21 protein-coding genes are annotated in these 23504 nt (G+C 34.7%); 15 read left to right on the plus strand and 6 right to left on the minus strand.

All coding sequences use genetic code 11. The features are described from left to right. Positions 1 to 30: 30 nt before the first annotated feature. Positions 31 to 1674, plus strand: coding sequence for a chaperonin GroEL (gene groL, locus AMET_RS04120; RefSeq protein WP_012062102.1), 1644 nt, complete (start codon positions 31 to 33; stop codon positions 1672 to 1674). Between the two features lie 101 nt (positions 1675 to 1775). On the opposite strand, the gene AMET_RS04125 is transcribed toward groL, so the two are convergent. From AMET_RS04125 to AMET_RS04135, 4 genes are read right to left on the minus strand one after another with little or no spacing between them, the layout of a single operon-like run. Continuing rightward, positions 1776 to 2924: a site-specific integrase gene (locus AMET_RS04125; RefSeq protein WP_012062103.1), complete on the minus strand. Its 1149-nt coding sequence runs from the start codon at positions 2922 to 2924 to the stop codon at positions 1776 to 1778. A gap of 4 nt (positions 2925 to 2928) precedes the next feature. Next, positions 2929 to 3087, minus strand: a complete 159-nt coding sequence (locus tag AMET_RS25530; RefSeq protein WP_012062104.1) for a hypothetical protein — start codon at positions 3085 to 3087, stop codon at positions 2929 to 2931. A gap of 58 nt (positions 3088 to 3145) precedes the next feature. Continuing rightward, positions 3146 to 3604, minus strand: a complete 459-nt coding sequence (locus AMET_RS04130) for an ImmA/IrrE family metallo-endopeptidase (protein WP_012062105.1) — start codon at positions 3602 to 3604, stop codon at positions 3146 to 3148. Positions 3605 to 3624: 20 nt separating this feature from the next. Next, on the minus strand, positions 3625 to 3954 hold the full coding sequence (locus AMET_RS04135) for a helix-turn-helix domain-containing protein (protein ID WP_041720332.1): 330 nt from the start codon (positions 3952 to 3954) through the stop codon (positions 3625 to 3627). 219 nt (positions 3955 to 4173) lie between these two features. Between AMET_RS04135 and AMET_RS04140 the strand changes: the two genes are divergently transcribed. From AMET_RS04140 to AMET_RS04175, 8 genes are all read left to right on the plus strand, one after another. Then, on the plus strand, positions 4174 to 4386 hold the full coding sequence (locus AMET_RS04140; RefSeq protein ID WP_012062107.1) for a helix-turn-helix transcriptional regulator: 213 nt from the start codon (positions 4174 to 4176) through the stop codon (positions 4384 to 4386). Positions 4387 to 4419: 33 nt separating this feature from the next. Next, on the plus strand, positions 4420 to 4665 hold the full coding sequence (locus AMET_RS04145) for a helix-turn-helix domain-containing protein (protein WP_012062108.1): 246 nt from the start codon (positions 4420 to 4422) through the stop codon (positions 4663 to 4665). A gap of 17 nt (positions 4666 to 4682) precedes the next feature. After that, the gene (locus AMET_RS04150) at positions 4683 to 5513 is read left to right on the plus strand and encodes a phage antirepressor (protein WP_012062109.1); all 831 of its coding nucleotides are present in this window, start codon (positions 4683 to 4685) and stop codon (positions 5511 to 5513) included. A gap of 150 nt (positions 5514 to 5663) precedes the next feature. Then, a complete protein-coding gene (locus AMET_RS04155; RefSeq protein WP_012062110.1) occupies positions 5664 to 6584 on the plus strand; it encodes a hypothetical protein in 921 nt (306 codons plus the stop codon). Positions 6585 to 6589: 5 nt separating this feature from the next. Then, positions 6590 to 6844 (plus strand): helix-turn-helix domain-containing protein, encoded by a 255-nt coding sequence (locus AMET_RS04160; protein ID WP_012062111.1) that lies wholly within the window; start codon positions 6590 to 6592, stop codon positions 6842 to 6844. A 918-nt stretch (positions 6845 to 7762) separates the two neighbouring features. Then, the gene (locus AMET_RS04165) at positions 7763 to 9037 is read left to right on the plus strand and encodes a hypothetical protein (protein WP_012062112.1); all 1275 of its coding nucleotides are present in this window, start codon (positions 7763 to 7765) and stop codon (positions 9035 to 9037) included. Then, positions 9030 to 9554: a hypothetical protein gene (locus AMET_RS04170; RefSeq protein ID WP_012062113.1), complete on the plus strand. Its 525-nt coding sequence runs from the start codon at positions 9030 to 9032 to the stop codon at positions 9552 to 9554. The genes AMET_RS04165 and AMET_RS04170 overlap by 8 nt, the downstream gene beginning before the upstream one ends. Continuing rightward, positions 9542 to 11497 carry an AAA family ATPase gene (locus tag AMET_RS04175; protein ID WP_012062114.1) on the plus strand — a complete coding sequence of 652 codons (1956 nt, stop codon included), beginning with the start codon at positions 9542 to 9544 and terminating at the stop codon, positions 11495 to 11497. Before AMET_RS04170 ends, AMET_RS04175 begins: the two co-directional genes overlap by 13 nt. Positions 11498 to 12403: 906 nt before the next feature. Here the strand turns inward: AMET_RS04175 and AMET_RS04180 are convergent. Further along, positions 12404 to 12838, minus strand: a complete 435-nt coding sequence (locus AMET_RS04180) for a hypothetical protein (protein ID WP_041720336.1) — start codon at positions 12836 to 12838, stop codon at positions 12404 to 12406. 1636 nt (positions 12839 to 14474) lie between these two features. Here AMET_RS04180 and hsdR point away from each other — a divergent pair. From hsdR to AMET_RS04205, 5 genes are read left to right on the plus strand one after another with little or no spacing between them, the layout of a single operon-like run. Continuing rightward, positions 14475 to 17735 (plus strand): type I restriction-modification system endonuclease, encoded by a 3261-nt coding sequence (hsdR, locus tag AMET_RS04185; protein ID WP_012062115.1) that lies wholly within the window; start codon positions 14475 to 14477, stop codon positions 17733 to 17735. After that, positions 17735 to 19153 carry a class I SAM-dependent DNA methyltransferase gene (locus AMET_RS04190; protein WP_012062116.1) on the plus strand — a complete coding sequence of 473 codons (1419 nt, stop codon included), beginning with the start codon at positions 17735 to 17737 and terminating at the stop codon, positions 19151 to 19153. The genes hsdR and AMET_RS04190 overlap by 1 nt, the downstream gene beginning before the upstream one ends. Beyond that, positions 19153 to 20556, plus strand: coding sequence for a restriction endonuclease subunit S (locus AMET_RS04195; RefSeq protein WP_012062117.1), 1404 nt, complete (start codon positions 19153 to 19155; stop codon positions 20554 to 20556). The genes AMET_RS04190 and AMET_RS04195 overlap by 1 nt, the downstream gene beginning before the upstream one ends. A 2-nt stretch (positions 20557 to 20558) precedes the next feature. After that, on the plus strand, positions 20559 to 21869 hold the full coding sequence (locus AMET_RS04200; RefSeq protein ID WP_207636412.1) for an ATP-binding protein: 1311 nt from the start codon (positions 20559 to 20561) through the stop codon (positions 21867 to 21869). A 5-nt stretch (positions 21870 to 21874) separates the two neighbouring features. Then, the gene (locus AMET_RS04205) at positions 21875 to 22540 is read left to right on the plus strand and encodes a retron system putative HNH endonuclease (RefSeq protein WP_012062119.1); all 666 of its coding nucleotides are present in this window, start codon (positions 21875 to 21877) and stop codon (positions 22538 to 22540) included. 11 nt (positions 22541 to 22551) lie between these two features. Here AMET_RS04205 and AMET_RS27265 read toward each other — a convergent pair whose 3' ends face one another. Further along, positions 22552 to 22644: an IS3 family transposase gene (locus AMET_RS27265; protein WP_408626393.1), complete on the minus strand. Its 93-nt coding sequence runs from the start codon at positions 22642 to 22644 to the stop codon at positions 22552 to 22554. Positions 22645 to 22866: 222 nt separating this feature from the next. Here AMET_RS27265 and AMET_RS04215 point away from each other — a divergent pair, with 222 nt between their 5' ends. Further along, positions 22867 to 23457, plus strand: coding sequence for a putative immunity protein (locus AMET_RS04215; RefSeq protein WP_012062120.1), 591 nt, complete (start codon positions 22867 to 22869; stop codon positions 23455 to 23457). The last annotated feature ends 47 nt before the right edge of the window (positions 23458 to 23504 follow it).

A 23504-nucleotide genomic window follows, 5' to 3' on the forward strand; every position in this document is an offset into this window, starting at 1 on the left:
AAATGAAATTTTTTTGAGGAGGGTTTTAGTATGGCAAAAGAAATTAGATTTGGAGAAAAAGCACGTCGTTCTTTAGAGGCAGGTGTTAATAAACTAGCAGATACAGTGAAAGTAACATTAGGACCAAAGGGAAGAAATGTTGTTATTGATAAGAAATTTGGTTCTCCACTAATCACAAATGATGGTGTGACCATTGCAAGGGAAATTGAGTTGGAAGATGCCTATGAAAACATGGGGGCACAACTGGTTAAGGAAGTTGCCACTAAAACCAATGATGTTGCTGGAGACGGAACAACAACAGCCACACTATTAGCCCAAGCAATTATTCGTGAAGGCTTAAAGAACGTTGCAGCAGGTGCGAACCCTATGATTATTAAAAAGGGAATCCACAAGGCTGTAGACGCTGCTGTAGCAGAATTAAAGGCAGTTTCTAAGTCCATTGAAAGCAAGGAAGCCATCGCACAGGTGGGTGCTATTTCAGCAGCTGATGAGGAAATTGGACAGTTAATTGCAGATGCAATGGATAAAGTAGGAAAAGATGGTGTCATTACAGTAGAAGAATCTAAATCTATGGGAACGACACTTGATGTTGTAGAAGGAATGCAATTTGACAGAGGATACTTATCTCCATACATGGTAACGGATACTGAAAAGATGGAAGCTGTATTCAATGATGCCTATATACTAGTAACAGATAAAAAGATTTCCAATATCCAAGAAATCTTACCAATTCTTGAGCAAATTGTACAACAGGGTAAAAAGCTTGTGATTATTGCTGAAGATATCGAAGGAGAAGCATTAGCAACATTAGTGGTCAATAAATTAAGAGGTACATTTGAATGTGTTGCTGTTAAGGCACCTGGATTTGGGGATAGACGAAAGTCTATGTTAGATGACATTGCAGTTTTAACTGGGGCAACAGTGATTTCTGAAGAATTAGGCTATGACTTAAAAACAGCTACAGTTGATATGCTAGGAACTGCTAGAACTGTTAAAGTAGACAAAGAAAACACAACAATTGTTGAAGGTGCAGGAAATCAACAACTAATCAAAGATCGTGTATCTCAAATTAAAAAGCAAATTGAAGAAACAACTTCTGATTTTGACAAAGAGAAGCTTCAAGAAAGACTAGCAAAACTTTCTGGTGGCGTAGCTGTTATCCAAGTAGGGGCTGCTACAGAAACAGAATTAAAGGAAAGAAAGCTAAGAATTGAAGATGCTTTAAATGCAACAAGAGCCGCAGTAGAAGAAGGCATTGTAGCAGGTGGTGGTACTGCCCTAGTTAATGTGATACCAGCAGTAGAGGCATTACTAGAAGGATCACAGGGAGATGAAAAGACAGGTATTCAAATCATTAGAAGAGCATTAGAAGAGCCATTGAGACAAATCGCTGAAAATGCTGGATTAGAAGGTTCTGTCATTGTTAATAAAGTGATGAGTTCAGATAAAGGAATTGGATATGACGTATTAAACAATAAGTATGTGAATATGATTGAAGCGGGTATTGTTGACCCAACCAAGGTGACAAGATCAGCTTTACAAAATGCAGCTTCTATCTCAGCCATGCTATTGACAACAGAAAGTGCCGTTGTTGATATTGCATCAGAAGAGCCAGGAATGCCAGGCGGCATGGGTGGTATGGGAGGCATGGGTGGCGGCATGCCAATGATGTAATCACCTACAAAATTAAATAAGTTAAACACTAGCTTTGACGGTACTTCGGACCATGTAAAATAGTGTTTTGCCCACGGATTGCCCACGGATTTCAAAAAGTATTAACTTTCGTGGGCGATCTTAATTTTTTGTAAATACTTTTCATATTCCAGTACGGCTGTTTTCTGAAATTCAATTGTGATATGGGAATAAGTATCTAAGGTGATGGATACTGTGGAGTGGCCTAATCTTTCCTGTACTACCTTAGGATTGATACCAGCTTCAAGTAGCATTGTTGCATGTGTATGTCTCAGCATATGAAAATTAAAGTCAATTTTCACATCCCTTATTATTATTTCACTCACACGGCCTATGGCTTTAGTTATCACAACTTCTCCGTTTTCAAAAGTACAAATAAAATCATTTTCAGTATAATGCTTTCCATACTTTAATTTGTTCTTTTTTTGATTAATACTATGAGATTTTAAAATAGTAATCAATTCATTACCGATTGCGATTGTTCGATTACTAGACCTAGTCTTTGGAGGTTTAAACTCCCAGTTCTCTTTGCTAGCAGAATAATCAAGTCGTTTTGTAACGGATAACATCTGATTATCAAAGTCTATATCAGACCACTGTAGGGCAGATACTTCTCCTGCTCGTAGGCCAGTATGAAAAGCAATCATAAAAGGAATATAGTGGTGGGTTCCTTGGAGTCTTTCTGCACAACGATTGACTTCCTCTGGAGATAATGTTTTAATCTCTTTATCCATTTCTTGATCATCTCGCTTAGGTACTTTAACCCTAGTCATTGGATTGATTCTGATGAATTCCCATTCTACAGCCATCTTAAAAGCGGTAGATAATGTTGCATGAATCATAGAAATATAGTTTTTAGAATACGCTTTAGATTTTTTGGTTATAAAGTTTTGCAGGGCTTGAGATGTGATTTGCATGATCTTGTAATTCCCAAATGCAGGTCTAATGTGATTTTTAATGATATGCTGCCTAGCTCGTTGAGAGTTTTCTCGTAGATGAATTTCGATATAGTTTTCAATAAAATAGTTGAGATAATCAGAAAATGAAATCGTAGTAGGTTCAAATACACCTCCTGTATTTTCTAGTTCATCGATCGCTTTTCTTAGTGCAGAATGTGCTTCTGATTTCTTCTTAAATCCACCTGTTTCCTTCTGCTTACGGCTTCCATCTACTATACCTAAATCAATACGGTAAGACCATGTATTGCCTCTTTTTCTAACACTACCATTCACTTTTTTAACTCCTTTCGACTTTATATTTGTCTTGAATAAAGCGAATAAACTTTGAAACCTCCTCTGCAGCCTCTTCAGTAAGTTCAGCCCCTGGCTTTAGGTTGATGTGTAGTTCCTTTGAATCAACTAGTCTCTTTACTTCTTCCTTTTGCGTTAGACTCATTTTAAAATCACCTCCTTTCAAGAATGTATGTTCGTCATGATGGGTAAAAAAAATGCCATTAAAATTTTTTAAATATAACTAAAGGATCGAAATAAACAGTATAATTATCAATTTGATAATATAATCCGTATTTGTCCTTATAATGATTCAAAGCATCACTTATGTAATCCTCGGTTACATCTAGGTACTCAGCTAATTCGAATCGATTTCTAATACCATTTTCATAAGCACTAATTAAATCCATCATGCCAACTAGCTGTTCATATCCCCAAGCACGAGCTCTTTTTTCTTTCTGTACATTTTCTACCCTGGTTTTATCTCTTATGTCTCCAAATGTAGTAAAATAATGTCCTAACTCCTCTGCAAGAACCCCCTTTTTATCCTGAGCCGTTTTAATAGAAGTATTCAGGGTTATTGTATCATCAACATTTAACCCCTTAAGCCTTCCAATGCGAGTGTTTTCAAAAAGCTCTATATTCTCTTCTTCAACCATCTTTAATAAATCCTTATATTCCATTGGTGCCCCCCTTAAGATTATTACTTCTTTCGTCTAGACAATAAGAAGTCTATGTATTTATTTAAATCTTCTTCTTCATCGGCAGTCAGATCTACTCCATCTAAGTGTGCTGCAATCGTTGAAGCTTCCCTCTGGCTTCTGGCTTCCCCACTCACCATAGAATCCAATTCTTCAACTGTTATTCCAATTGTTTTGCATATCTTCATGACATTGTCAACAGACGCGTTTCCAATACCTCTATCAAGAATTGAACGCAATGTTGTATATGGAATATCTGCCTTTGCACTAAATGCTTTTATACTTAATCCTGTCTCTTCTATTAGACTTCGTAATATCTTTGCTCTTTCCACTAAAATTCCTCCTAAATATACGATGAACCGTATTCTTAATAACATCATACTATATTCCAAATTCTTTGTAAACATAAAAATGTACGAAATGTGGTGTTTTTTAAATTGATTTATATTGACAAAGTACGAAACTGAGTTTATAATCTAGGTAGCATATACGAAATTGAGTAATAAAATGAGGTGATGAATACGAAATTGAATTTGGAAGGAGGTGTTGAGATGTATAGAAATTTAGAAGCGGAAATGGTTAGAGAAGGGATATCGAGAAAAGACTTAGCAGAGTTACTAGAGGTTAGATATGCAACGATTATAGATAAGTTAAAGGGTAAATTTGGCTTTACACTTGATGAAGCCTTTAAGATAAGAAACAGTTTTTTCTCAGATCTAAGCTTTGAATATTTATTTGAAGTCACAACAACATCCGCTTCGTAAAATAGCTAAGGGAGAAGGAAGGGAGGTCTATCAATGGCAACGAAGAAGAAGGATCCAGATCGAGTTGTACCAATTAAAGCACTTTATACCGTAGAGGAAGTGTCCCATATTATTCAAACAAATCCCAACTATGTAAGTGAATTGTTTAAAGCAAAGCTACTGACACCACTTAAATTAGGTAGATATAAGGTAAGACATGAGGAGTTAATGACATTTTTAGAAAAGTGGCAGGGGCACGACTTAACAGATCCATTTAATATTAAAAATTTAGATTATTAATGAAGGAGGGGGAAAATATGAATAAACAGCTGCAGGTTTTTGAAAAAGAAGAATTTGGACAAGTAAGGGTTTTGAGGCAAGATGGACAGCCTTGGTTTGTAGGAAAAGACATAGCAGATAGCTTGGGGTATAAAAATCCAAGCGATGCACTTTTAAAGCATGTTGATGAGGAAGACAAGGCACTCGCGAAATGCGATACCCTTGGTGGCACACAACAAATGACGATTATAAATGAAAGTGGGTTGTACGGTTTAATTTTAAGTTCTAAGCTGCCAAATGCCAAAAGGTTTAAGAGGTGGGTGACATCTGAAGTGCTACCCTCTATACAAAGGCATGGCGTTTATATGACGCCAGACAAGATAGAAGAAGTGTTATTGAATCCAGATATGATAATAGGCCTTGCCACTAAGCTCAAGGTAGAGCAAGAGCTCAGTAAAAAACAGCAACAGATCATAGGGGAGTTAAAGCCTAAAGCGGATTATATGGATAAAATCTTGAAAAATAAAGGACTTGTCACAATCACACAAATCGCTAAGGATTATGGAATGAGTGGACAAGCAATGAATGATTTATTACATAGCTTGAGGGTTCAGTATAAGCAAAGTGGGCAATGGCTTTTATATAGAGCTCATCATGGAAGGGGCTATACCCACTCTGAAACCATTGACATATTAAGAAGTGATGGGAATTTAGATATCAAGATGAACACAAAGTGGACCCAGAAAGGACGATTGTTTTTATATGACTTGTTGAGAGAACATAATATATTGCCAACAATTGAAAAAGCCCCATTGGCTGCAACCAATAGGGGCATAGAAAAACAATTCATAGTTAGTATATCAATTTGAAATGAGAGAGGCAAAGGATTTCTATCGATTTAATGCTATCGAATGATGAAACTGACATAGCCCTAATAAAATGAAAACACTTACAAAAGAAATAGCGTTTTTAGAAGTCTAGCCAATGAATAAGTCGGAAGTTGAAAGGAAGGCGGTGACATGAACAGCAAAGGATGGATTAGTTTACATAGGCAGATGCAAAATCATTGGTTGTGGGATGATAAACCATTTTCCAAAGGGCAAGCATGGATGGATTTATTGATGATGGCCAATCATCAGGAAAATAAATTCTTACTAGGCAATGAGTTAATCAAGGTGGAAAGAGGCAGCTTTGTCACCTCTGAGTTAAAGATGATCAAGCGTTGGGGATGGTCAAAGACAAAGCTTAGAAACTTTTTTAAATTGCTTGAAGAAGATGAAATGATCATGAAAAAAACCGACAAAAAAAAGACCATATTAACCATATGTAATTACAATGAATACCAGACTTCGGAAAACCACAAAGAGACCATGAGAGAACCACAGGAAAACCAAGTCAAAACCACTAAAAAACCTCAAGAAAACACAAACAATAATGATAATAATGAGAACAAGGATAATAAGGATAGATCTATCTGTCAAGAAAATGAAGCCCAGAGAGAATCACAATTAAAATTCCCATTAGATTCTATTGAATATCGACTGGCTGATTTTCTTAGGAAGTGGATTAAGAAAAACAATGAATTAGCTAAGGTACCAGGGGATAGCCATATGGATAAATGGTCACAGCATATAGATTACATGCTTAGGCTAGATAATAGATCAGCAGAGGATATCAAAGAAGTGATTGAGTTTTGCCAGAAGGATGAATTTTGGATGACGAATATCTTAAGTACCGCAAAGCTTAGAAATAAATTTGACCAGTTATATCTTAAAAGTAGGCAGAAAAACCAACCAGCTATACATCCAGTGAATACTGAGGCGAAAATAAAAACGAAATTTCATCTTTCTAAAAGCAGAGGAGATAAATACACAGCAGATGAATTAGAGGAACGGGTTTTAGGGAATCAAAAGGAACGGCTAGTCAAGGTAGGGGAGTGATGCATATGGATGATTTGATCTATAACTATATGGCTCTACTAGAGGCCATTCTATCCACCGAAGAAGTGTTGCCGGATCTTATTCTTCATAAATATGGATTGTTGGAACTAAGCCCAAGAGAATTAAGGGAGCTGGAGGCCATGGAGATGAAAAGGTTATATAAGGAGAAGTGGACCTATAAGCAGATTGCTGAGAAGTTTGATATGACCGATAGTGGGGTTTATCGGAGGATGAAGGGGTTTAGGGGAGATTGTGAATAAAACAGACTAATATTAGAGAGAGAAGTTTTAAGTCAGAGATTGAAGGACTTAGAACTTTTTTATTTGATTGTTTTGTTGGATTTACTGTTTTATAGAAGGAATTGGTAAATTTATGTAGAAAGTTTGAGTAATAGTAGAAATAATTATGTGTTTAATGGCAAAGATTGGAGTTGAAAAATGAAAAATTAAACAGCAGATTTACTGGAAATGATTCTTTTCAACGGGGCAAAAGCAAATCGTTCTACTAGTTTATGATTTGAAGATAAGTAAATGTTACTGAACTTAAGTTTGTGAAGACTACTAAATATGGTATGAAAAGTGAACTTGTGTCGGTAATGCATCGTTAGCTGAAATTAGAGTATTTAATGTTAGAGCAGAATATGCTAGGAGAGATATATTATTGGAAAATAAAATTGATATAATTATTGAAATTTGAAAGTTTTGGGGAGATTTAACGGTAGATCGAATTTTCTATGATGTAGACAAAAGAGTTTTGGAACGGAGGAAGCAAGCAAATAACGAGTAATAATAAGTGCTTTTGAAAATACTGTTTAAATTTTTATATAAACGATTAAACAGTATATTTATTATCAATATCATAGGCGTTAGTGTAACTCAATCATTTCTAGAAATCCTTTCAAAGTGTCATCTGACTACTTGCAACCTAGACTTTTGAAATATTCTCAAGGGTATTCCTTTTTAGTCATAGATCCTTCGACTTCATTTCACTCCACTCAGGATGACAAATTATGGCTTAAGTTAACCCTAATGATATCAATATCAAACTTTTAAAGCTATGTGTTATCTGTTAGAATGAAAGTATCGGGCATAAACTACGCATAGTTTTTAATAATGGAAGTAAATTAATTTGTATTAAAAAAAAATTATGCACGAGAGAAAGAGAGAGGTACTATGCAAATGATTAATGAATCGTTTAACACAAATATCATTGATAGTAATGCAGATTCACCTATAAGAGGAATAGTTTTACAGAAACTTCGTGCTTTTAATAAGTTACTGGATGCATTATCTGAGAAAAATTTTGGAATAATGTGTGCTATTGAATATATAGATGACGTTATCGAGGTAGATAGTTCTGAACAACGGACTAAAATTACTGCTGAACAAGATAAATTAAATGTAAAATCCTTTTCTATGAATAGTCATCAAGTTATTAATTCAATTAGGATTTTCTTTGATAATTGGCGAGAAAAAACTATGAACTCAGAGAGTATAAAATTTGTTTTTTATACCAATACAGTTATTGCAAAAGAGAGAATGACAGCACTTTTAACGGAAAATAGTGTGAAACTACCAGAGAGACCAATTCTTAAATTGCTTATTGAAAAAGAGTATGACAAGGCACTTCCCGTATTTAAGATTATATTTAAAGATTATTATATTTCTCAACACGAACAAAATTTAAAAAAAGAAGAGAAAGAAAAAATTGAAATATTTCAACAAATAATTAATCAAGTTACTGATGAAGAATGGAAGTTATTTCTTAATTTAATTGATTGGAACTTTGAACAGGAAGATGAGAAGATCTTAATCGCAAGTGTTAAAGATAAAATTGGCAAGCTGTGTGATGAATATGATGTGAAACTTAGATACATAGATAGCATATTTAATGAAATTATGTCAATGATAGAAATGGGCACTTTTCAAGATGATTTTCTTAATAAAGTTGTTCATGTAGCTCAGTTAAAAGTTTTGTTTTTAGAAAAAGCTAGGATTGTACAAAGTGAAGAATATCTTGATCCAGCACACCAAAAATGGGATGATATTTGTTGTGAAGATATTAGAAATCTTAAGGAAAAGGTTGAATCAGTTTGTAATCAATACGGTGAGGATATTGAGGACTTACAAGATGATTATGTAGAAGGAGCATACGAACAAGAACACCATAATAATTTAAAAGCTGTTAAAGCCTTTAAATATAGGATATATAAATTGTGTGAAAGAGAAATTAGAAAAGCGATGAAGGTTTCAGATACTACTGATATGAGTAAAATCCAAATTGATAATTTTGTTAGTACAATGACTGATAAATGTGAAACTTTGATATCAGATAAAGCCAAAACGTATAATACTATTCCTTTTAAAGACCGAGATATGATAAGAAAGACAATTCTAATTTTATTTGAAGAGTGCTATTTAGCCTTTGATAAAGGAGGTACTGTGAATGGATAGCAAAAAAAGGTTGATGTTTTCCTTAGAAGAAGATTATTATTATATTACACTTAAAATATTACTTATTTTAAAGCACTATGAGTGCGACAAGAATCCATTCATTGATTATAGAAAGCTAAGTATCTTATTTGAAATTATTAAAGATGAAAAAACAAACCACTTTGTAGATGGTCTAATTAAGAAGAATTTTTCTGATATTAATTTGGTGGATAATGATCGAATTGTTGATATCGTTTGTAATTCCAAATTAAATGTTCCTGTAATAAAGAGGATACTACTTTTTCTTGAGTCAAAGGGAATTATTCAATTATTTAAGAATAGTAAAAAGAATAGTATAGATGTCAAGCTGATAAAAAATAGTGATGCTTTTGAAATGCTGGAGAGTGAAAATTTTAGTAATGATATGGAAAGAATCAGAATGATTAAAGAACATGTTCCTAATGCAAGATGGGTTAAATTTAGAACTTTAAAAGAAAAATTATTCGGTGGTAATGAGGTGATTAAATGGGACGATTAGCTATTAGAAAAGTTATATATAGTGGGGATAATTATTATTTTGAATCACCTCATTTAGATGATGGATTAGTAATTCTAGAAGGTCCAAATGGACATGGTAAAAGTACATTTATGGATTTGATTTATTATGGACTTGGTGGAAAAGTAATTGGCTTTGATAAGTCAGATAAAAATGCTAAAAAAAAGCATACTGAAATCTTTAACGATCAAAATAACTACATAGAGCTTTTAATTGAAATTGATGGTAAAGAATTTGAATTAACAAGATATATTGGTAATAATCAAATTACTGTTGTAGATTTTAATGAGACAGTAATACAGACTTCCATATCTCGTTTGCATCAAATCGAGCAACCAGTATTTTCGGATTGGATATTAGATAAATTAGGTATTAGTGTATTTGACATAGTACAAGGTACTAATGAGTTTAAATTAAATCTTTCGGATTTAATGAGATTAATATATCATGATCAATCAACTGATATTGACAAAGTATATAAAGACCCTGATAATTCAAATTTTATAACTGATTCATTAGAAATTCGTAAAGCTATATTTGAGGTGCTAATTGGAAAAAATTATAATGATTACTATGAAAGTTTAGGGAAATATAAAATTAAGTTTAAAGAATATGAAGAAGCAAAAGCTGTATTGGATAGTTATAATCACTTCCTTGATGAAATTAAGAATGATGATTTAGAAAATGTTATTCACATTGAAGAGAGAATTAAAGAGAATAATGATAGGATCAAGAAAATTGAAGCGGAACGAGAATTAGCATATGCATCAAAAAATAGTGTGAGTAAAACATTTGAAATAATTGATGACCAGAAAAAGCTTCTGTTTTCATACGAAGATGAAAAAGCATATTTAGTAAGAAATAAATTTGATATTAATAAGTTTGTAGATAAAATCATGTACTTAATAAATGAATCTCAAAAAGAATTAGAAGAGATTCAAAAAATAAGATTTGTCGATAAAAAACTCAAATTATTTAACCCTGATACATGTCCATATTGCCTTCATGAGGTTAAGAGACAAGAAAATAAATGTATATGCGGTAGTGAAATTGAAGAATCGGAATATGAAAAATTCTTTTATACAGATAGTGAATACTTGGAGATTATGCAGATTAAGCAAAAATCTATAAAGTCATTAATTGATTTATTGGAAAAGAAAAAAAATAGAATGGATTTTCTTGAAAGTCAAATACTGATTATGAGTAATAAAATTACTGAGGTAAGAGAGTACATAAATTTATTAAATAGAGATGTTCAATTCAACTATAACATTGCATTTATTAAAGAGTTAAATAAAAAAGAAAATGAAATAGAATCAGACATTATTGAGTTAAAACAAGCAAAAGAACTATCGTTTAAGAAAGAAAACTTGGCTAGCAAATGTAATACCTTACGAGTTCAAGTTGATTCTTTAAAGAATCAAACTGATAGATTATTAGCGTTGGCAAATGAGGATATTATTACAAAGCTAAATAGTTTTAGCGAACAGTATCTTGCTTTAATGAAACAAGCTGATGATAAGTGTTACAATGCGTATCTTGGGCAAGACTATATGCCAGTAATAAATCATAGTGAATATAGAGAACGAAGTTCTCAAGTATCAAAAAGATTAATGTACTTTGTTACACTATTACTTGAAAGTCTATCGAGTGATACGAATTTCCCACAACTTTTGTTAATTGATACACCAAGAAAAGAAGGAATTGACTTGGAGAACTTAATAAAGTGTATCTCTTTATTTTCTACTGCAGATGATGTTGATAAAAAGAAGAATAAGGGATATCAAATAATTTTAACAACTGGAATTGATGCATATCCTGAAGACGATAAGAAAAAAGTATTTTTGACGTTAGTGAAGGAGAAGAAATACTTATTGTCTGAAAAACAAATTGAGATTGAAGATAATGACAATATGAACACGTAAAACCGCTAAAAATCAACAAAAAACACGAGATACAAATCTATTGTTATTAGACAAGAGCAAATCAACCCCAGGGATCCTTTAAAAGTTTACGGATCTCAGCTATATGCTTCAAAGAACGCCCCAGCGACTGGAACAGTCTGTAGTATACCTAGGAGATCACTAAATTTATACAGTGAGTAAAACAGTGGCTTTTATGGACGTATGGGAATAATAAGCCACTGTTTTTTTGATGAAAAGATAATCTATGGTAAGAAATATTAGCTGCAGTCTGTGGAAGGAGCTAAGTAAGCGTAAATCCTAGCATACATTGCATTTTCTATCACAAGAAGTTTTGATATAATCATCACATGAATTGTGAAATGAGGTGATTATAATAAAGTCTAGTGTGCGAGAATAAAGAAAAATGCAGATACTTATAAATGCTCAAATTTCTAGCGGCAGACACAAATTCTGTGATATGACGAACAAGGTGTAATCTTACATAGCTTCAGATACTAGAAGAACCGCTTACAGGTTAAGCCACCATCGAAATCGACGATGATGTAGATTCTATACTTCTCAGCTCAGTGATAAGAGTACTTACAGATTATGTTTAATTCCCATTCATAACAGTGTTGAAGATGTGGTTCGGGTGGTGTGTCGTGCTCATGTTCGCCCGGCAAAAGTACACCGACGCGATTGAAGCGCTTCTCTGCGAAGGGGCAGATATAAAACAGAAAAAATGATTAAAGATAGGCCTTTTATCTTAACTGGGTAAGCGGCATTTTTATGGTAGCAAACTTTACTACACTTAACCATGTGCGTTGGCTATTATGCATTACGTCATTAATGCATATTTTAGTGTGGCAGATGAGTATATTATGCATTAAGGTTGTAAGGTTTACAATGTATGGGCACTAAACCAGACTAGAGGATGGCATCACAGGACCATAGATCTGCAAGGGAAGTGATTTTATTCTCTTGCTTTTTTAATACTTCAGAAAACTGAGGATGTCGAAAACAGTCTTCCCACACTGAAGATAGACAATAAGTAAGGGAAGTCTGTGGAAAGAGAAGAGATGCTGGGCAAGACAAGACCTGAGAGATAAGCTCCGATAGGCATGTGGGCAACAGTACAATAAAACAAAACAGAATAAGTTGTCCATCATGCCCCGACCCGAAAACGTCACTTTCACCAGTAGGAGTAGCAGTAGTCATTAACTTTGTGGGTATGTGGTCAGGCTCACAAGAAAACAACTGAAAAGGGCTGTCCATCATATCCACAATGTAAGTAGGGCTGGGAGCAGCCCAACCAATTGAACCACGGAGATAGACCTGTGCTAGATCTTTACAGACCCGCAAGATAGCCAGCCCACAACTATTCACTAAGTGTCGATTTCAGGAAAGGGGAGCGTTAGTTGCCGACCTTCAGGGGAAGCGTAATGGTGGCAACTATTTCTGAAATTCTGTACATTTAGGGAAAGTGGAATAGGGGTAGATTGCTCATAAGATAGACCCTAGGTAAAACTACCTCTATGTAACGTTAGTTGTGGGGCATGGGACCCCAGAGATGTCCTGGCTGGTACAGTCTACCGGTCCCCCTATTCATGCTACAAAAGAGGTAGTCTGTGCCAGTAAAGACCTAAAAGAATAACTAAAAATAGATACCCAAAAGAATGACCCAGTGACTGGAATAATCTTTTTTGCTCCATAGCTTAACTTTCATAGAAAAAGTTTATGGAAGGAACGGTAGTTATTGAGAGACCCTAAAGAGCAATCTTTTGAAGGATTAGACTCGATTAAATCAACCCTAAGGATCCTTTGAAAGTTTGCAGACCCCAGCTCTTTGCTACAAAGAACGGCCCAGCGACTGGAACAGTCTGCAGCGTACCCAGGAGATCACTAAATCAATACAATGAGTAAAACAGTGGTTTTTATGGACGTATGGGAATAACAAGCCACTGTTTTATTGAAGCCTAAATGAAATATAGGATAGGACATTAGCTGCAGTCTGTGGAAGGAGCGGAGAGAGTAGCCTGGAAGATAGACTGAGTGACTAGAAGAGTGAAGTGAGGTTCTTCGCTCTGAAGGAGTAATAAGAAAGACCGAAAATGTTTAATCGTAGATTAATAAAGTAAAACACCACATAAATCATGTGAAATAGATTTCTAAGGTGTTTATTATCACATTTCAGTATTATAAATGTAGAAGATATAAATATCTTCATTAAATAAAAAGAGCAAATTAAAAACCTTCATCTTGGTCTAAATTTCCTATAGTTTTTTCGTTATACGAAGTGAGAATATGATTTATTGTGTTGATGTTACAACTTTCTTCAATACATTTATAAATTATCACATCGCGCTGGTTTCTTAGATATAATTCATTATATCCAGCACACTTTAAGAATAAGTTTGTTTCTATCTCATTCAATTTAAAGCATATAGATATTCCAAGGACTGAATCCCTAGAAGGTTTTCGTCTACCGCCATATGTATGGCGTTGATAGAGAAGAAGTAAGTTGCAATCAGAGGGCTAGAGAAATCTGGTCCTTTTTTCGTGGTTTATTTATGCTTCTTCAAAATAAAGAAGTATTCAGAAAACGGGCCATGGGGGTACATAAATACGCAAAATTCGAATAGATGTGCCAAACAAAGAAGGAGTTTCGTGTATTTGTATGGAATTATATGAGTTAAAGATTTTCTAATTGATTTAAATGGTTCCGAGGGCTATATTATATCGGGAATCTAGTTAAATTGAAAAAATACTGCTTAAAGCTTTGAAAAATCAGAGTTGTTTCTTATTGGGAAATGTTTTTGTTATTATATGAGAATGCATATGCGAATATGTTTATTTTAGTATGTTTTAAGTACACTGTGAGGGTATATTATGTGCAAAATTAATATAATAACATGGAAGTACTGGTTAAGATATTTAGAGTTCTGAAATGCAATATAGGTGATATTGTATATTATGTCAAAGCAGAGGTGGATGTTTGATGAAATCAAATTTTGAGTTCTTGAATAAAACCTTCCCTGTATTAGCTAATTTGGGAAGCACAGCTGAAAGTTATCTCTACTCAGATGCAAATTCCAGTTTAATCAAGCTGGGATTATTCGGGGAAACTATTGTTAATCTAATGTTGAAGCTTGATCAGATGGAACCTCCGGAATATGACAATACACATGCGAACAGAATCAAGCTCTTAAAAAAGGAAGGCTTGATATCTCAAAATATTGACGATATAATCTACTCACTTCGAATAGCAAGAAATAAAGCTGTCCATTCAGGATATGATTCTTTTGAAGATTGTGTGATACTCCTTGAGATGGGACATAATCTTGCTATTTGGTTTATGCAGACCTATGGTGACTGGCAGTATGCTCCTGCTGAGTTTGTTCTGCCTGAAGATAATAGTCAGCAAGCAGATTTTGAAGCATTGCTAAAAGAAAAAGAAGAGCTTATTGCAGTTTTGACAGAAAAAGTTCTAAAGCAAAAACCTAGTAAGACCCTATCAAGTAAAGAAAGGTTGAAAAGGGCTGCTTCAGCATCTGAAATGATGAAGCTCTCTGAAAAAGAAACGCGTTATCTCATAGATGCACAACTTCGCAAAGTCGGTTGGGAAGTTGATACTGTCAATCTAAGGTATTCAAAAGGCACTAGACCTCAAAAAGGAAAAAATATTGCTATTGCAGAGTGGCCTACAAATTCAAGTGTGGGTGATCATGGATATGCAGATTATGTTTTATTTATAGGGCTTAAACTTGTTGGTATTATTGAAGCCAAGCGTATGTTTCTTGATATTCCATCGGTATTAGATTATCAGTGCAAAGATTATGCTAAGAATATTAAAGATGAGCATGCAGAATATATGATTGATAGCTGGGGCGAGTATAAAGCACCATTGCTATTCGCAACAAATGGCAGAAAATATCTAAAACAATTGGAAACGAAATCCGGCATTTGGTTTCTTGATGTGAGAAAACCAGCTAATATTCCAAAAGCACAGCAGGGTTGGATGAGCCCTGACGGTATTTTGGAATTGCTGGAAAAGGACATAGAGGCTGCAAATGCATCCCTCGAAGAGTTACCCTATGATCTTTTAAGGGATAAAGATGGGCTTAATCTTAGGGAATATCAGATTGATGCTATTGAAGCTGCTGAGAAAGCTATTATTGAAGGTAAACAAACAGCTCTTTTATCCATGGCTACAGGAACAGGAAAAACTCGCACTGTCCTTGGTATGATTTATCGTTTTTTGAAAACAGGAAGGTTTAAACGAATTCTATTCTTAGTAGATCGGTCTGCCCTTGGTGAACAGGCACAGGATGTGTTTAAAGAAGTTAAGCTTGAAGATTTGATGACACTTGATGAGATTTATAATATTAAAAATCTTGAAGACAGAATGATTGATAAAGAAACAAAAATTCAGGTGGCAACAGTTCAAAGCCTTGTGAAACGTATTTTAGATAACCAAGATGAAACAATGCCATCGATTATTGACTATGATTTGATTGTGATAGACGAAGCCCATAGAGGATATATCCTTGATAAAGAAATGGATGAAGATGAAATATTGTACCGCAATCAGGATGATTATATCAGCAAATACAGGGCGGTTATAGAATATTTTGACTCTGTAAAAATAGCGTTGACAGCAACACCGGCTCTTCATACCAGTGAAATATTCGGAAAACCTGTATACAACTATACTTATAGGGAAGCAGTCGTCGAGGGATATTTGGTGGATCATGATGCGCCACATACCATCGTTACAAAGCTCAGCAAGGAAGGTATCAACTATGAGAAGGGTGAGACGGTAGCCATTTATGACCCGGTCACTGGCGAAATCATGAATAGTGATGAATTGGAAGATGAGCTCAAGTTTGATGTGGAAAAATTCAATCGTCAGGTTATCACGGAGAGCTTCAATAGAACTGTTTTAATCGAAATATCAAAGGAGCTGGATCCTGAGGGAGAGGGGAAGACACTCATTTATGCCGTTGATGATAGCCATGCAGATTTAATTGTAAAGATACTAAAAGAAATTTTTGAGCCTTATGGTGTTGATAATGACGCCATTATGAAGATAACAGGCAGTGTTGGTGGTGGCAATAAAAAGAAGGTACTAGAAGCAGTCAAGAGATTCAAAAACGAAAAATATCCTAATATCGCAGTAACAGTAGACCTGCTAACAACGGGGATAGATGTGCCTGAGATTACAACCCTGGTGTTTATGCGCAGAGTCAAATCCAGAATCTTGTTTGAACAGATGATGGGACGAGCAACAAGACTTTGTCCTGAAATAGGAAAAACGCACTTTGAAATCTATGATCCGATTGGAGTATATGAATCTTTGCAACCGGTCAATACAATGAAACCTGTTGTTGCCAATCCAAGCACAAGTTTTGAAGACCTATTGACGGGACTTGAAGTACTGCCGACTGAGAAACAAATTAAGAACCAAATAGATATGATTATCGCCAAGCTTCAACGGAAGAAACGCAGTATGAATGAGAAGACCATGGCCCACTTTATAGATCTTTCTGGAGGACAAGATCCAACAGAATTTATTGGGAAAATAAAGGGGATGTCAGCGGAAGATGCCAAAGAGCATATAATTAAAAACAAAAAACTGTTTGACATGCTGAAGGAAGGAACTAATGATCCAAGAAGAGCCGTTGTCATATCAGATAAAGAGGATGAACTCTTAAGCCATACCCGTGGGTATGGTGAAGGGAAAAAGCCTGAGGATTATCTTGAAGAATTCAAGACATTTATCACCAATAACTTCAATAAAATTGTAGCACTTAATATTGTTTGTACTAGACCTAAAGAGCTTACCAGGGACAGTCTAAAAAGCCTAAAGCTAGAACTTGACAGACATATGTTTACAGAGCAGCAGCTTAATACTGCATGGAAAGAAGTAAAAAATCAGGACATAGCAGCGGATATTATCAGTTTTATTCGCCAGCAGGCCATAGGTTCAACTTTACTTAGCCATGAAGAACGTATTAAGAATGCAGTCGACCGCTTAAAGAAAAACCATGATTTCAACAAGATGGAACTTGGGTGGATAGAGCGCATTGAAAAGAACTTGCTCCTTGAGTCTATTTTGGATCAAGCAACCTTTGAAACGGGTTCATTTAAGACTGCAGGGGGATATAACAAGATTAACAAGATATTCAAAAACCAGCTGGATGATATCATTCAAGAGCTTAATGAATATTTATATGATGATGGAGGAAGTGTAGCCTAATGAATAATCAAGAGATTGTAGCAAAACTATGGAACCTATGCAATGTACTTCGAGATGACGGTATTACCTATCACCAATATGTGACGGAACTCACCTATATACTTTTCTTAAAAATGTCAAAGGAAACAGGCACAGATGGTCAGATCCCTGAAGATTACCGTTGGGATATTCTTATAAAAAAGCAAGGTGTGGAATTAAAACGCTACTATAATGAACTTTTAAATCATTTAGGTGAAGAATGTACTGGAAGAATTCGTGAAATCTATTCAGGCTCAAGGTCTAACATTGAGGAGCCAAAGAATCTAGAGAAGATTATTACTTCTATTGATGCACTGGATTGGTATTCAGCTAAGGAGGAAGGCCTGGGGAATCTTTATGAAGGACTCCTGGAGAAAAATGCAAATGAGAAGAAATCAGGTGCTGGCCAATATTTCACGCCACGAGTACTGATTAATATCATGACGCAGCTTATCGCACCACAAGCTGGTGAAAAATGTAATGACCCTGCTTGCGGTACTTTTGGATTCATGATTGCGGCCGATCGTTATGTGAAGGATCACACTGATGATCTTTTTGATTTGTCTTTGAAAGAACAGGAATTCCAGAAAAATAAAGCGTTCACTGGTTGTGAGCTTGTCCATGATACCCATCGTCTAGCACTTATGAACGCCATGCTTCACGATATCGAAGGTAAGATTCTATATGCAGATACCCTCTCCAACTTGGGCAAAGCCATGAAGGATTTTGATGTGGTGTTGACCAATCCGCCCTTCGGCACGAAAAAAGGTGGAGAGCGTACTACTCGAGATGATTTAACTTACCCAAGCTCCAATAAACAGTTAAATTTCTTACAACATATTTATAGAAGCCTTAAGACAAATGGAAAATCTCGTGCTGCTGTTGTTCTTCCAGACAATGTGCTTTTTGCTGATGGTGATGGTGCGTCGATCCGAGCAGATTTAATGGATAAATGTAATCTGCATACCGTTTTACGTTTACCTACGGGAATATTCTATGCTCAAGGGGTTAAGACCAATGTACTTTTCTTTACCCGTGGAAAGACAGAGAAAAACAACACTAAAGAAGTGTGGGTCTATGATCTGCGCACCAATATGCAGAGCTTTGGCAAGACAAAAGCCCTTAAGGAAGAGCACTTTGAAGATTTTATAAAAGCATACACATCAGAGGACCGTACTAAAGTTGAAGATGAACGATTCTCTTGCTTTACAAGAGAACAGATAAAAGTAAAAAATAATAGCCTTGATTTAGGCCTTATTCGTGATGATAGCATCTTAGATTATGATGATATGCAGGACCCAATTGAAAGCGGGGAAGAAGTTATTGCCAAACTTGAAGAAGCTGTTGATCTCATCCAGAGCGTTGTAAAGGAACTCCGCTCATTGGGAGGAGATGAGTAATGGCGAAGAAGAAACAGGTCTTACCAGTGGAAGAATTGTTGGAACAGGCACTCGTACCAAAAAGTGAGAAATCTAATGTAGTGCCGGAGAATTGGGTATGGACTAGATTAGGCAACGTTACTACTATTATTGGTGGAGGTACACCTCCATCTAGGGTGATAGAATACTATGAAAATGGTTCTATACCATGGATTAGCCCAGTTGATTTATCTGGTTATACAGATATCTATATATCTCATGGGAAAAAAAATATAACTGAACTTGGTTTGAAAAAAAGTTCAGCTAGACTTCTGCCCGAAAATACTGTTTTGTTATCATCAAGAGCTCCAATCGGTTATGTTGCAATTGCAGATAACGAATTATGTACAAACCAGGGGTTCAAGAGTTTTCTACCATCTCCATGTTATTTACCTAAGTATTTATATTTCTATTTGAAAAGTAGTAAGAAATTACTTGAGGCATATGCAAGCGGCACCACATTTTTGGAGTTATCTGGTAGAAAGGCAGCGATTGTTGAATTCCCTCTCCCACCACTCGCCGAGCAACAACGAATCGTTGACCGCATAGAAAGCCTTTTTGAAAAGCTTAATCAAGCAAAAGCGCTTATCCAGGATGCCCTCGATTCCTTTGAAAATCGCAAGGCAGCTATTCTTCATAAGGCTTTTAGTGGGGAATTGACGGAAAAGTGGCGTGAAGAGAATGGTGTGGGGATGGGAAGTTGGAAGAAAAAATCCATAAAAGAGGTAGTGAAATTTAGGGCAGGGTATGCTTTTGATAGTAAAAACTTTTCAAGCACTGGTCATCAAGTTATTCGTATGGGCAATTTATACAACGGCGTATTAGATTTAACAAGAAACCCAGTATATATTTCCCCGGACCTGATAGATAACTCTATAATAAAAAGATTTTCGATAAATGAGGGAGATATTCTACTTACATTGACAGGTACAAAGTATAAAAGAGATTATGGATATGCAGTTTTAATTAAAGAGAGTGAAAACTTATTGTTGAATCAACGAATTCTATCCTTAACCCCTGAGTCAATTGAAACAAACTACTTATTATATTATTTACAGTCTGATTTTTTTAGAGATGTATTTTTTAGCAATGAAACTGGTGGTGTAAATCAAGGAAATGTTAGTTCAAAGTTTGTAGAAAAGATTGAAATTCCTATTTTTTCTTCATTAGAACAAAAGGAGATAGTACGCATTCTTGATTATATTTTTGAAAAAGACAAAAATGCTAATCAACTATGTGACCTAATTGATAATATAGATCTTATGAAAAAATCAATTCTTGCTCGTGCATTTAGGGGGGAGCTTGGCACCAATAATCCAGAAGAAGAGAGTGCAATGGAATTGTTAAAAGACATTTTAAGTGGAAGTGCAGGTGAGTCAAGATGAAGATGGAGTACATTTATGTCCATGGCTATAAAAACTTGAATGATATTGAAATCTATTTTGAGCCACAATCATCAGTGAATTCTTTTATAGGCAATAACGGTAGCGGAAAATCTAATATTTTGGAAGTTATTGCAATTATCTTTTCCAGTGTATTGGATGATGTAAATCCTGATGGATTTGAATTCTGTCTTAAATATACTATAGACGATTACATAATTGAAATACGCAATACCGAAAAACTGTTGGAAATCTTAAAGAACGGGGAGAAAGTGTCAAAAAAAGATGTTAATCAAATTTTTCCTAAAGCTATATTTTTATATTATGCGGGAGAAACAAAAAGGCTTAAGCAACTTTCAGATGAGATTATTGATAAAAGATTCGAGAAGACCCTAAAGAAAGATGAAGAAATTGCTTTCAAATTTCTAACCTATTTATCGGTGGATGATTTTGGTCCTAGTCTTTTGTCCAATCACATTTTCAGAAATGATACCTACTATAATATTTGCAAATTGGTAGATATTAAAGATATTTGCCCACCGATAACAATAAATCTAAAAAAACCAAGTTGGAGTAAAAACGGAAAAGCAGATAACTTTTGGAATGCCGTAGGAGCTGTAGCAAAAGAATTAAATACTTTTGCACAAAAGGGAACATACTCGATAATCGATAATAACAGATCAAAAATTGTGATTGAAGATATTGAGAAACTTAAAGATGATAGTATTGGAGCCCTTGGATTATTTACAATATTTAAAATGCTTGCTCAAGCGGATGTGTTAGATGGCTTAGAATTTGAGGTAGTCAAAGGTAATGACAAATTTAGTTATACAGGTTTAAGTGAAGGTGAAAAGCAACTAAGCCAGCTTCTGTCAATCCTTGAAATAACAAAAGAATATAAAGCATTGTTTCTACTTGATGAATTTGACTCATATTTGCACCCAAATTGGCAAAGAAAGTTTGTTGATATTGTGAATGAAATTAATATAAGGGGACAAATTCTATTTACAACCCATTCACCTCTAACGTTAGGGAAAATGAGAAAAGACAATATTATTCTGTTAAAAGACGGGGTGGCATATAATCCGTCTAGTGAAACATTTAATCGAGATATTACTGAAGTATTAGAAGAATTAATGGATGTTAAGAAAAGACCTCCTGAGATTGAAAAGATGATTTTTGACTTTCGGGAGAGCGCTATGCAGAAAAATAAAGAGATGGCACATAACTTATATGCCCAATTAAAAGAAGTACTATCAGAAGATGACCCGTTTTTTATAAATGCAAAAATATCACTTGCAAGATTAGAGAGGTAATTGAGATGAAGTATATACACAAACAATCACAACCAGAAGCATTTTTGAGATATAAGCGTCAACGGGGAGCATCTTTTAAAGAGTTATCAAACAATAAGAATAGAGAAATAAAGAACTGCCTACGCGAATCTCTTTTAGTTGAGCAAGGATATATATGTTGCTACTGTGGTCAAGAAATCAGTTCAGACAATTCGGTTATTGAGCATTTAAAGAATAAGGATTACCATCCTAATCTTCAACTAGAATACAATAATTTAGTGTGTTCGTGTAAAGGTGGACAAGATAGAAGGGCAAGAAATCCACGATATCCTTTGTATTGTGATGCAAATAAAGGGAATCTGGATATATCCATATATCCAATTGATTGTATATGTGAAAGTAAATTTGAATTTGATGAAGATGGCAATATTTATGGCCTTGACGAAGCTGCGCGAGAGACAATTAAAGTACTCAATTTAAACAATGACAAACTGAAAAACCAAAGAAAACATGCAATAGATCCATATCGTTATAATGATGATGGAAATACTGACTGGATCGATGAACTTAACATGATTGCAGAAAGAGGCTTTGATAAAAAGTTCCTACCCTTCTGTTTTGTTATTCATAGCTATATAAAGAATTATAGGTTGAAATCTGAATTAGAATCTGATTTAATTTTCATAATTTAGCACCTAAAGTCTTATGCAACAAGCTTTTGAATGTGTTTTTCTTTGAATTGATACGGAGATAAATATCCCAGTAATTGATGTCTTCTCTTTCGATTATAAATCAAAGTAAAGAGGACGTTTTGAATACCATGCAGTTATAGATAAGGTAGGATATAAATGGGTGATAAATATGACAGAACAGCAAAAGAGAAAAATCAAATAGGAATATATCATATTATGTTAAGAGGTGTATTAGATAAAATTTAGCAATACTTAGGTAAACAAATGGCCCCGTGGCTCGTGGTTTAGAAATTAATGATTATATGTAATTTGAGAGGAATTAGTATATGTTTTCAGATGTGGAAATCAAATTAAAGAAAAGAAATAAAATTTTATTTTCCCGTGATAGTGAATGCTTGCAAGAGTTGATAAATCTAATCATATTACAAAATCATCGAACCCTTGTGATGTGGGCATTAGATTGTGCTAACATGACTTTGGGACAATTTGAAGCAAAATATCCCGAAGAAGGAAGACCCAGAATCTGTTTGGATCTTTGTGAGGCTTGGGCAAGGGGTGAAATTAAAATGCCCATAGCAAAACGTGCTATTTTAGGTTCACATGCAGTAGCTAAAGAAATTGATGATAAGGAATACGGTGCTCTTTGCCATGCAATTGGTCATGCTGGAGCTACAGTGCATGTAGAAACACACGCTTTGGGGCTACCTATTTATGAGTTGACAGCAATCGTCTTAAAATATGGAAAAGATAACTTTCCAAAACCAGTCAGTGAAAAGATAAATTACTATTATAATCAGTTACTGTATTGGCAAGATAATACCGATAATCTTGAAATTAATTGGGCAGGCTTTTTATTGGATGACACCGGTTCTAATAAGGAAAAATTATTAAGCGAGAAACGAAAGTTGAAGGAATAAAGATTATTTGTTTACATTCTTCTTAAGGTATTAGCGGTTTCTCTTAA

Source organism: Alkaliphilus metalliredigens QYMF (genome assembly GCF_000016985.1).
Taxonomy (GTDB): Bacteria; Bacillota; Clostridia; order Peptostreptococcales; family Natronincolaceae; genus Alkaliphilus_A; species Alkaliphilus_A metalliredigens.